General features: G+C 74.1%; 9 protein-coding genes and 1 tRNA gene. 4 read left to right on the forward strand and 6 right to left on the reverse strand.

The genetic code is table 11. The annotated features are described in order from the left end of the window. The first annotated feature begins 65 nt into the window (after positions 1-65). From ACQP60_RS17140 to ACQP60_RS17150, 3 genes are all read left to right on the forward strand, one after another. Positions 66-1,439, forward strand: coding sequence for a hemolysin family protein (locus ACQP60_RS17140; protein WP_429735072.1), 1,374 nt, complete (start codon positions 66-68; stop codon positions 1,437-1,439). Then, on the forward strand, positions 1,436-2,473 hold the full coding sequence (locus tag ACQP60_RS17145; protein WP_429735074.1) for a hemolysin family protein: 1,038 nt from the start codon (positions 1,436-1,438) through the stop codon (positions 2,471-2,473). Before ACQP60_RS17140 ends, ACQP60_RS17145 begins: the two co-directional genes overlap by 4 nt. A 270-nt stretch (positions 2,474-2,743) precedes the next feature. Continuing rightward, positions 2,744-3,598, forward strand: a complete 855-nt coding sequence (locus ACQP60_RS17150) for a M15 family metallopeptidase (RefSeq protein WP_429735076.1) — start codon at positions 2,744-2,746, stop codon at positions 3,596-3,598. A gap of 356 nt (positions 3,599-3,954) precedes the next feature. On the opposite strand, the gene ACQP60_RS17155 is transcribed toward ACQP60_RS17150, so the two are convergent. The 5 genes from ACQP60_RS17155 to ACQP60_RS17175 form a co-directional block, all read right to left on the reverse strand. Beyond that, complete coding sequence (locus tag ACQP60_RS17155; protein WP_429735078.1) at positions 3,955-4,581, reverse strand: CYTH domain-containing protein; 627 nt, start codon at positions 4,579-4,581, stop codon at positions 3,955-3,957. Between the two features lie 66 nt (positions 4,582-4,647). Then, positions 4,648-5,436 carry a class I SAM-dependent methyltransferase gene (locus ACQP60_RS17160; RefSeq protein WP_429735080.1) on the reverse strand — a complete coding sequence of 263 codons (789 nt, stop codon included), beginning with the start codon at positions 5,434-5,436 and terminating at the stop codon, positions 4,648-4,650. Beyond that, positions 5,433-6,596: a bifunctional 2-methylcitrate synthase/citrate synthase gene (locus ACQP60_RS17165; protein ID WP_429735082.1), complete on the reverse strand. Its 1,164-nt coding sequence runs from the start codon at positions 6,594-6,596 to the stop codon at positions 5,433-5,435. The genes ACQP60_RS17160 and ACQP60_RS17165 overlap by 4 nt, the downstream gene beginning before the upstream one ends. A gap of 57 nt (positions 6,597-6,653) precedes the next feature. After that, positions 6,654-7,565, reverse strand: coding sequence for a methylisocitrate lyase (gene prpB, locus ACQP60_RS17170; protein ID WP_429735084.1), 912 nt, complete (start codon positions 7,563-7,565; stop codon positions 6,654-6,656). Between the two features lie 12 nt (positions 7,566-7,577). Further along, a complete protein-coding gene (locus tag ACQP60_RS17175) occupies positions 7,578-9,095 on the reverse strand; it encodes an MmgE/PrpD family protein (protein WP_429735086.1) in 1,518 nt (505 codons plus the stop codon). 387 nt (positions 9,096-9,482) lie between these two features. Here ACQP60_RS17175 and ACQP60_RS17180 point away from each other — a divergent pair, with 387 nt between their 5' ends. Further along, entirely contained in the window at positions 9,483-10,985 is a 1,503-nt protein-coding gene (locus ACQP60_RS17180; protein ID WP_429735088.1) for an MFS transporter, read from the forward strand. A gap of 119 nt (positions 10,986-11,104) precedes the next feature. Here the strand turns inward: ACQP60_RS17180 and ACQP60_RS17185 are convergent. Next, positions 11,105-11,177: transfer RNA gene (locus tag ACQP60_RS17185), tRNA-Arg, on the reverse strand. Positions 11,178-11,263 lie beyond the last annotated feature (86 nt).

The raw sequence follows: 11,263 nt of genomic DNA on the forward strand, positions 1-11,263 counted from the left end.
CGATATCGCGCGCGCCCGCCCGCGCCGTCCCACCGCCAGCCACGCCCTGCCGCCGGGAGCCGCCCGTGCTAGGCGACGTCCTCATGATCGTGCTGGGCGTCGTGCTCACCGCCGGTACCGCGGTGTTCGTCGCCAGCGAGTTCTCGCTCGTCACCCTCGACCCGGCCGTCCTGGGGGCCGACGACGAGGAGGGCGACAGTCCGTCGCCCGGCCGCGACCCGGCGCGACGCCCGTCCGACCGACGGGACCGCGCCGTGCGTGCCGGGCTCAAGCACCTGTCCACGGAGCTCAGCTCCGCCCAGGTCGGCATCACCATCACCACGATCCTGCTGGGCTACACCGCCCAGCCGGCGCTGCTGTCCCTGTTCTCGGAGGCGTTCGCGGCCACCGCGCTGGGCCGCGGCGTCGCGGGCGTGCTCGCGGGCGTGCTCGCGCTCGTCGTCGTCAACGCGTTCTCGATGCTGTTCGGCGAGCTGATCCCGAAGAACTTCGCGCTCTCCGCCCCGCACGCCACCGCGCGGCTCGTGGTCCCCGTGCAGCGCGTGTTCACCATGATCTTCCGGCCCCTGATCGTCGTGCTCAACGGCTCGGCCAACGCGCTGCTGCGCCGGGTCGGCGTCGAGCCGCGCGAGGAGCTGTCGGGCGCGCGCTCGTCGTCGGAGCTGCTGTCGCTGGTGCGCCGGTCGGCGCAGGAGGGCACCCTCGACCCGTCGGTCGCGACCCTGCTGACCAACTCCCTCGAGCTCGACGAGCTGTCCGCGCGCGACGTCATGACCGACCGGATGCGCATGGCCGTCGTCGAGCGGGACACCACCGCCGCCGAGGTCGTGGACCTCGCCCGGCGCACCGGACACTCCCGGTTCCCCGTGATCGGCGAGGACCGCGACGACGTCGTCGGCCTCGTGCACCTGCGCCGCGCCGTCGGCGTGCCCCACGACCGGCGCGGCGAGGTGCCGGCAGCCGCGCTCATGGTCGACGCGCCCCGCGTGCCGGAGACGGTCCGGCTCGGGCCGCTCCTCGTCGAGCTGCGGGGCCTCGGGCTGCAGATGGCCGTGGTCGTCGACGAGTACGGCGGCACGTCGGGCATCGTCACGCTCGAGGACGTCGTCGAGGAGCTCGTGGGCGACGTCGCCGACGAGCACGACCCGCGCCGCGCGGGGGTCGTGCGCGGTGCCGACGGGTCGTGGGTCGTGCCCGGGGTGCTGCGCCCCGACGAGCTGGAGGAGCGCACCGGCCTGGTGGTCCCGGAGGGCCCGGCCTACGAGACGCTCGGCGGCCTGGTCATGGCGGAGCTGGGGAGGGTGCCCGAGGTGGGCGACGAGATCGAGACCGACGGCGTGCTGCTGCGCGTCGAGGCGATGGACGCGCGGCGCGTCGAGCGGCTGCGCGTGCTCGCCGTCGACCCCGCCGGCCCCGGGCGCGGGGAGGCGGGCCGATGAGCACCGGGACCGCCCTGCTGGTCGGCGTGCTGCTGCTCGCCGGCAACGCGTTCTTCGTGGGCGCCGAGTTCGCGGTCATCTCCGCGCGCCGCAGCGCCATCGAGCCGCGCGCCGAGGCCGGCGACCGCCGCGCCCGCACCGCCCTGTGGGCGATGGAGCACGTCTCCCTCATGCTCGCGTGCGCGCAGCTCGGGGTCACCGTGTGCTCCACCGGCCTGGGCATCGTCGCGGAGCCCGCCCTCGCGCACCTGCTCGAGGTGCCGTTCGAGGCCCTGGGCGTCCCCGAGGCGCTGCTGCACCCGGTCTCCCTGGTCCTCGCGCTGGCGATCGTCGTGTACCTGCACGTGGTGCTCGGCGAGATGGTGCCGAAGAACCTCGCCGTCGCCGGCCCGGAGACGGCCGCCCTCTGGTTCGCGCCGCCGCTGGTGCTGCTCGGCCGCGCCGTGCGCCCGATCATCGCCGCGCTCAACTGGGTCGCCAACCACGCGGTGCGGCTCGCCGGCATCGAGCCGAAGGACGAGGTGGCCTCCGCGTTCACGGCCCAGGAGGTGCAGTCGATCGTCGAGCACTCGCAGGCCGAGGGCGTGCTCCAGGACGAGCAGGGCCTGCTCGCCGGGGCCATCGAGTTCTCCTCGCGCACCGCGGGCGACGTCATGGTGGCCGTCGACGAGCTGGTCACCGTCGGCCCCCGCAGCACGCCCGACGACGTCGAGCACCTCGTGGCGCGCACCGGCTTCAGCAGGTTCCCCGTCCGTGGTGACGACGACGCCCTGCGCGGCTACCTGCACCTCAAGGACGTCCTGTACGCGTCGAACGGCGACCGGTTCGACCCGGTGCCGGCGTGGCGCGTGCGCGCCCTCGCGTCCGTGCGCCCGGCCGACGAGGTGGAGGACGCGCTGCGCGCCATGCAGCGCTCCGGGGCGCACCTGGCCCGCGTCGAGGGGCCCGACGGCGTCCTCGGCGTCGTGTTCCTCGAGGACATCCTCGAGGAGCTCGTGGGTGAGGTCCGCGACGCCATGCAGCGGCGGCACTGACTCCGCACCGACTCCCGCCCGCGACGCCTCCGTGGCGTCCTCGGGTCGCCGGGCGTGAGCAGGGTGGACACCCTCCCACCACTCCGGTCCGCGGGCTCGGCCTGACCGTCTGTGGACGGGGACTTGGCGGGGGAGCCCGACCCCGTTATGGTTCCGTGACGGATCGGTCGTACGGCGCGTGCCGGGCACGCGACGACGGGCGGTCCGTGTTCAGGTCCGGACTCCTCGAGCGGCCATGGCGGCCGCCCGGGGCACGAGCGCGGAGGTGCCGTGGAGGCGACGTCGCAGGGTGACGCAGCCGCGCCGCGCTCCCGTCGCGAGATCCGGGAGGCCGAGCTCGCCCGGGCCGGCAAGAAGCCTCGCAAGCGCCCGTCCTCCACCCGCGGGGACCGCTCCGCCGGCCGGCACGCCGCACCCGCCGGGCACGCCTGGGTCACCCGGCTGACCGTGCTCGGCTCGCTCGCCGCCGCCACCATCGCCGCCCCCCTCGTCACCGACGACCAGGCCCACGGCGGCACCCCGTTCGACCTCGACACCCAGCCCACCGGCCCGTCCACGCTGGCGCTCCTCGAGCAGGGCGTCGACACCCCGCGCACCTCCCAGGGCATCGCCGCCGCACCCCGCGACGTGCGCGTCGAGGCGTCTGCCGCCAGCCGCACCGCCGAGCGCAGCCCCCTGCCCGGCTGCGACGCCGGAGCCTCCATCGACGGCGGCAACGGCAGCCTCGCCGACCACTCCCTCTGCGACATCTGGCAGCCCGGCGAGAAGCTGCGCGCCGACGCCGCCGTCGCCCTCAGCGCCCTCAACGAGGCGTTCCGCGTCCGCTTCGGCCGCGACCTGTGCCTCGTCGACAGCTACCGCTCCATCTCCTCCCAGTACGCCGTCAAGGCCAGCCGCGGCTACCTCGCCGCCACGCCCGGCACGTCCATGCACGGGTGGGGGCTCGCCATCGACCTCTGCGGCGACGAGTACCGCTCCAGCGAGGTCTACGGGTGGCTGTGGGAGAACGGGCCGGCGTACGGGTGGGAGAACCCGCCGTGGGCGCAGCGGGGTGGCATGGGGAACTACGAGCCGTGGCACTTCGAGTACAAGCCCGGCGTCGTGGAGATCACGACCTGGCACTGAGCGCTGGTTGAGCCTGCCGAAACCCGGCTCGCCGCCGAAACCCGGCTCGCCGCCGAAATACGGCTCGCCGCCGCGGGAGGTGCAGGATCCTTCGCGCGGTCGCGTTCACGCGCCCCAGGGGGCGCTCCACTTCGGGAGGGATACGACCGCGCGAAGGATCCTGCACCTCCCGCTCTCCTGATTCCTCGCCGTTCGCTGTACTACGGCCTTTCGTACCGCCGTGGCCTTCGGTCTCTCTCGCGCGGGGCGTGGGGTCGTGCGTCGCGCCGTCGACCCGTGTGGGCGACGGCGGGCTGCGGCCGGTGACCGTTGTCAGGCTGGCGCGCACGCCGGCGCAGCGTGCTGCGTGCTTCCGGTCACGTGGTGAGGGTGGTGTTGCCGCCAAAGTCGTCGCGGAAGCGGGGGCCCTGCGTGGCGAGCTCCTGGGCGTAGGCGGCGGACCAGCCGCGGAAGGGGTCGACGGCCAGGGACTCGTTGGAGAAGCGGCGGTCGTCGGTGAGCTCGGTGACGCAGAAGTCGGGGATCTGGAGGTCCGTGACCGGGCCCGAGCGCTCGCACTCCGCGACGATGAGCGGGGCGTTGGCGCCGCCGAAGACGTCGATCGACCAGCCGTCCGCACCCAGCCAGGCCGCGTAGCGGGTCTTGAGGACCTGGGCGCCGCCGCGGCGCACCAGCTCCGCGCCCACCTTCGGGTCGAGCTGGCGCTCCGCCTCGTACCGCGTGCCGCCCACCGACGGACCCTTGACCGTGACCGCGGCGAAGTCCACCCGGTTGCGGTACAGCTCCAGGACGTCGCGGGCGTCGCTGTCGGGCCCCAGCCGTGCCTCGACGCCCGTGGCCTGCACCCGCACGCGCAGCGCGTAGCCGCCGTCGGACAGGAAGTAGGACTGGACGATCAGGGCCGGGGCGTCGCGCAGCGCGTCCGGCAGGTCGCGGACGAAGAACCGGCGCTCGAACTCGAAGTCGGAGTAGTCGGCGGACATGGGTGCGAGCCTAGTGCGCCGCGGTGACGGCCCGGGCAAGGGGCCCGGCGAGCCCGGCGGGTCGGCTCAGGTGCGCCGCGCGCGCAGCACTCCCGTGCGCATCGGCAGGGTGAACTCGCCCTGTGCCGCCTCCGGCCGCTCGGCGAGGTAGGTGCGGATGCGTCCCGTCCGGACGGTGCGCTCCGCCTCCGGCATGACGAGCATCCCGGCGCGGGTCGCGAGCGTCGCCACGAGCGAGTCGGCCGTGCGGCGCTGGCCGTGCGGGAACTCGGCCCGCTCCGCCCGGCCCGACCATGCCTCGCCGGTGGGCGGGAGCAGGTCGGCGGTCGCGCGCCGCCAGGCGGTCGGGGTGTCCCGGGGGCCCACGGCCTCGGGCCCGCTCACCTCGGCGAGCCCGGCGACCCAGGCGACGTCGTCGTCCAGGAGGTTCCACAGCCCGGCCAGGACGCCGCCCGGGGCGAGCACCCGGGCGATCTCCGGGCCCGCGACCGCCAGGTCGAACCAGTGCAGGGCGTTGCCCGCGAGCACCGCGTCGACGGAGGCGTCCGGCAGCGGGATCGACTCGGCGCTCCCCGCCAGGGCGCGCACGCCCGGCAGGCCGCGGCGCAGCTCGGCCAGCATCGCGGCGTCGGGCTCGACGGCGACCACGTCGGCGCCCGGCACGACCGCCGGGTCGAGCAGGGTGGCGGTGAGCTTGCCCGTCCCCGCGCCGAGGTCGAGCACGCGCGGTCCCGGCGCCGCCCGCAGCGTCCAGCGCACCGCGGCCGCCGCGTAGTCGGGACGGTGCTCGGCGTACGCGACGGCCGCCGTCCCGAACGAGGACGCCGCGTGCGGGGCGTCCCGCCCGGCGCTCACGACGTCGTCCCGGGGACCTCGCGACGCGCCGGCCCGACGTACGCGGACAAGGGGCGGATCAGGGCGTTGGCCGCCTGCTGCTCCATGATGTGCGCCGTCCACCCCGTGACGCGGGCGGCGACGAACAGCGGCGTGAACGTGGGCGTGTCGAAGCCCATGAGGTGATAGGCCGGGCCCGACGGGTAGTCGAGGTTCGGGTAGATGCCCTTGCGCCGCACGAACTCGGACTCCAGCGCGTCGTAGAGGGCGGCCAGGTCGGGGCGGTCGTAGTGCTCGACCAGGGTGTCGAGGGCCGCCTTCATGGTCGGCACGCGGGAGTCGCCGTGCTTGTAGACGCGGTGCCCGAAGCCCATGATCTTGCGCTTCGCCGCGAGCGCGTCGTCGAGCCAGGTCGCGGCCCGCTCGGCGGTGCCGATCTCCGCGAGCGTCTCCATGACCGCCTCGTTGGCGCCGCCGTGGAGCGGGCCCTTGAGCGCCGCGATCGCGCCCACGACGGCCGAGTGCAGGTCGCTGAGCGTGGACGTGATGACCCGCGCGGTGAACGTCGAGGCGTTGAACGAGTGCTCGGCGTACAGGATCATCGACCGGTTGAACGCGTCGACCACCACGGGGTCCGGCTCGACCTCGAACGTCGTCCAGAGGAAGTTCGCGGAGAAGTCCAGGTCGTCCCGCGGGGCCACCGGCTCCAGCCCCTGGCGGCGGCGCTGCCCGTACGCGACGACGGCCGGCAGCGCGGCGAACAGCCGCACGCTGCGCGCGAGGTTGACCTCGGGGTCCGCCGCCGCCTCCAGGGCGGTGAGGCCCGCGGCCTCCCGGGCGCCGATGACGCTCACCGCCGTGCGCACCTCGTCCATCGGGTGCGCGGTGACGGGGAGCAGGTCGATGGCGGCCCGCACGTCGTCGGCGAGCGGGCGGTGCTCCCGCTCGGTCGCGCGCAGGACGGCGAGCTCGTCGTCGCTCGGCAGCTCGCCGTGCCACAGCAGCCACGCGACGGCCTCGAACGGGCGCGTCGCCGCCAGGTCCTGGACCGGGTAGCCGCGGTACAGCAGCGAGTTGGTCTCGGGGTCCACCTTGGAGACGGCGGTGACGTCGGCGACCACCCCCGCCAGCCCGCGCCGGACCTCCGGCTCGCCGGAGGTCTGCTCGCTGTGCTCGGTCATCGGTGCTCCTTTGCTGCGATGCGGGTGCGGCGGTGGGCGGCGCGCGGCCGCCGACCGTCAGCCGTGGTGGTTGTCGTCGAGGGAGAAGTCGAAGACGCTCGTGTCGAACGTCGAGTAGGCGGCGTAGTCGAGCAGCTCGTAGAGCCGGGCGCGGGTCTGCATGTGCTCCACCTGCCCGGCCAGCGAGCCTTCGGCGCGCAGGGCGTCCAGGCCGCGCTCGGCGGCACCCATCGCCAGGCGCAGCAGCGAGACGGGGTAGATGACGAGCGCCACGCCCGCGTCGGCGAGCTGCGCCGTCGTGAACAGCTCGGACTTGCCGAACTCCGTCATGTTGGCCAGCACGGGGACGTCGACGGCGCTCGCGACGGCCTCGAACTCCGCCAGGTCGCGCATGGCCTCGGGGAAGATCGCGTCGGCGCCCGCGTCGACGAGCGCCTTCGCGCGGTCGACGGCGGTCGCGAGCCCCGCCACGGCCCGCACGTCGGTGCGGGCCATGACCAGCAGGTTCTCGTCGCGGCGCGCGGCGACCGCCGCGCGCACCCGCTGCAACGCCGTCGGCTCGTCGACGACCTGCTTGCCGTCGAGGTGGCCGCACCGCTTGGGGTTCACCTGGTCCTCGACGTGCAGGCCGGCGACGCCCGCGTCCTCCAGGGCCTGCACGGTGCGGGCTACGTTCATCGCCTCGCCGAAGCCGGTGTCGGCGTCCACGAGCGTCGGCAGGTCGGTCATGCGCGCGATCTGCCCCGCGCGCGTCGCGACCTCGGTGAGCGTCGTCAGCCCGACGTCGGGCAGCCCCAGGTCGGCGGCGACCACCGCTCCCGAGACGTAGACGCCGTCGAACCCCTTGTCCTGGATCAGGCGCGCCGCGAGCGGGTTGAACGCGCCCGGCAGCTGCAGGAGCTCGCCGGAGCGCAGGCGCTCGCGGAAGGCGGCGCGCTTCGCGGCGGGGGTGGTGGCGGAGTAGAGCACCGGACGCTCCTTCTAGAAGATGCCGCGCGCGACCGGGTGCGTCGCGAGCGGGTCGGCGAGCGGCGTGACGGTGAGGCCGGACAGCTCGTCGGCGGTCAGCTCCGGCAGCCGCTGGGCGAGGTCGAGGAACCGCTCGGTCTCCTCGTCGGCCAGCACCCCGGCGGCCAGCGTGCGGAACTTCGCCACGTACTGCTCGCGCGCGAACGGGCGCGCGCCCAGCGGGTGCGCGTCGGCGACGGCGATCTCCTCCACGACGCGCGAGCCGTCCGCGAGCTCGATCTCCACGCGCCCGCCGAAGGACTTCTCGTCCGGGTCGCTCGAGTGGTACCGGCGGGTCCACTCGGCGTCCTCGGCCGTGGTGACCTTGCGCCACAGCTCCACGGTGTCCGGGCGGGCGGCGCGCTCGGGGGCGTAGCTCCCGACGTGGTCCCAGGCGCCGTCCTGCAGCGCGACCGTGAAGATGTAGGGGATCGAGTGGTCCAGGGTCTCGCGGCTGGCCGTGGGGTCGTACTTCTGCGGGTCGCCGGAGCCCGAGCCGATGACGTAGTGGGTGTGGTGGCTCGTGTGCAGCACGACGGCGACGACGTTCGCCGGGTCGCGCAGCTCGGGCCGCTCGGTGCCGAGCCGGCGGGCGAGGTCGATCCACGCCTGCGCCTGGTACTCGGCGGAGTGCTCCTTGGTGTACGTGTCCAGGATGGCGCGCCGTGCCTCCCCGGGGGCGGGGAGCGGCACGGTGTAGCGGGCGTCGGGCCCGTCGAGCAGCCAGGCGATCACGCCGTCCTCGCCCTCGTAGATCGGGCTGGGGGAGGTCTGCCCGCGCATCGCGCGGTCCACGGCCTCCACCGCCATCTTCCCCGCGAACGCGGGGGCGTGGGCCTTCCAGGTGGAGATCTCACCCTTGCGCGACTGCCGCGTCGCCGTCGTCGTGTGCAAGGCCTGGCCGACCGCCTGGTAGATGGTCTCCGCGGGCAGGCCCAGCAGCGTGCCGAGGCCCGCGGCGGCCGACGGGCCGAGGTGGGCCACGTGGTCGATCTTGTGCGCGTGCAGGCTGATGCCCTTCACGAGGTCCACCTGGATCTCGTAGCCGGTGACGATCCCGCGCAGCAGCTCGGCTCCGGTGCGCCCGAGGTGTTGGGCGACGGCCAGCAGGGGCGGGATGTTGTCGCCGGGGTGGGAGTACTCGGCCGCGAGGAACGTGTCGTGGTAGTCCAGCTCGCGGACGGCGACGCCGTTGGCCCAGGCCGCCCACTCGGGGCTGGTGCGCTCGGGGGAGCCGAAGACCGTCGACCCCGCACCGCCGCGCGAGACGGGGTGCGCCTCGGCCTGCGTGCGGGCCGCGAGGATCGGGCCGCGGCCCAGGGACGCCGTCGCCACCGCGGCGTTGTCGATGACGCGGTTGATCACCATGTCGGTGACCTCCGGCGTCGGCTCGAGCTGCTCGGCCCCGACCTCCGCGATCTTCCACGCGAGCTGCCCCTCGCGCGGCAGCGGCTCGTCGGAACGGTAGACGCGGACCTCGTGGTCGATCATGCGGGGGAGCCCTCCGAGTGTGCAGGCATCGTGTGCTGGCGCCGTCGCCGCCCGGGTCCGGGCTGCTCCGAGAACGTAACCCCCGGCGGGCGCGGGGTCCAATGAGCGGGGTCGCGCCGGCGCCGCCCGGACGGCGCGAGGACGTCGTGTGGCGGGCTTCACGAACGACGTGTCAAGGAACGGTGTCGTCGCAGGTGAGGAGGCTGCGCCGACGGTCGTTCCGGGTCCATGGTTGCCCTTCCGAACTTGATTCTCGGTCAAGGATCGGTAACGTGGCCGCCCATGTTCGGGCTCGACGTCCGCTCTCGGAGCGGGCGTCGGCTCCCTGTCACGGGCCGGGCCGCTGCGTCACACCGCGTGCACGCCGCGCCGGCCACGGAAGGAAACATGACCGCCGTACTCCCTCAGGAACCGACCGGCACCACCCCCGAGAGTGCCCCGGCGACCCGGGCCGCACGCCGCAGGCTGCGCGTCTCCGACGTCACCGTCGTCGACAACTCCATGCTCAAGAAGACGATCGGCGGCACCGCCGTCGGCAACCTCATGGAGTGGTACGACGTCGGCGTCTACGGCTACCTCGCCGTGACGATGGGTGCCGTGTTCCTGCCGCAGGCGTCGTCCGGCGTGCAGATCCTCTTCTCCCTCGGCGTGTTCGCCGCCACCTACGTGGCGCGCCCGCTGGGCGGCATCGTCTGCGGCCGCATCGGCGACAAGGTCGGCCGCCAGAAGGTGCTCGCCTTCACGCTGGTGATGATGGCGGCCTCGACGTTCCTCATCGGGCTGCTGCCCACGTACGGCGTCCTCGGCGTCGCGGCGCCGCTGCTGCTCGTGCTGCTCAAGGTGGTGCAGGGCTTCTCCACCGGCGGCGAGTACGCCGGCGTCACGACCTTCGTCGCCGAGCACGCCCCCGACCGCCGCCGCGGCTGGGCGGCGTCGTTCCTCGACTTCGGCAGCTACCTGGGCTTCGCGCTCGGCGCCGTCGTCGTGACGGTGCTGCAGGTGACGCTGGGGGAGCAGGCCATGCTCGACGGCGGCTGGCGCATCCCGTTCCTGGTCGCGGGCCCGATCGGCGCGTTCGCCGTGTGGTTCCGCCTGAAGATCGAGGAGTCGCCGGCGTTCCAGGCGCAGCAGGTGGCGGCCGAGGCCGCCAAGGACCAGGGCGCCGAGGTGCCCGCGGCCGCCGACGTCACGCTGCGCTCGCAGTGGCGCCCGCTCGCCGTCGCGATGGTGCTCGTGGCCGTCGCCAACACGGCCGGCTACGCCCTGACGAGCTACATGCCGACCTACCTCACCGACACCCTCGGCTACGAGGCGACGGCGGGCACCCTGCTCACCGTGCCCGTGCTGGTGCTGCTCGCCGTGATGATCCTCGTGGCCGGCCCGATCAGCGACCGCGTCGGCCGCCGTCCGCTGCTGTGGTTCGGCGCGGGCTCGCTCGCGGTGCTCGCGGCCCCGGCCTTCCTGCTCCTGGCGATGGGCCACGTGTGGTCCACGATCCTGGGCCTCGTGCTCATGGCGGTCCCGGTGGCGTGCATGGTCGGCGTGCAGGCGGCGACGCTGCCCGCGATGTTCCCCACCGCGGTGCGCTACCGCTCGATGGGCCTGGCCTACAACGTCTCGCTCGCGATCTTCGGCGGCACGACGCCGCTCATCGTGGAGTCGCTGACGCAGGCCACCGGGTCGAGCATGGCCCCGGCCTACTACCTCATGGGCTTCGCGCTCGTGGGCGCGGTCGCCGTCGGCTTCGTCAAGGAGAGCGCCGGCAAGCCGCTGCCGGGCTCCATGCCGTCGGTCGACACCGACGCCGAGGCCAAGGCGCTCGTCAAGACGCAGGAGAAGAACCCCGACCTCGACCTCGACGCGATGCCGGGTCTGGTTCCGGCGCACTGACCGTATCGACGTAGCGATCTCCCATGATTCCCCGGCCGGGAACCATGGGAGTCGCTACGTCGCGGGACAGAACGAGAGCGGCCCGTCACCTTCAGCAGGTGACGGGCCGCTCTCTTCGGTGCGCCTGAAGGGATTCGAACCCCCGACCTTCTGCTCCGGAGGCAGACGCTCTATCCACTGAGCTACAGGCGCGGGCGCCGGAGCGGAACCGCTCGGCACGGTGCACGAGACTACCAGCACCTGGGCGCGCGGTGGCACACGGCGACCAGCCGGCGCGC

The sequence above is a fragment of the Isoptericola variabilis genome (assembly GCF_050311655.1).
Lineage (GTDB): Bacteria > Actinomycetota > Actinomycetes > Actinomycetales > Cellulomonadaceae > Isoptericola > Isoptericola variabilis.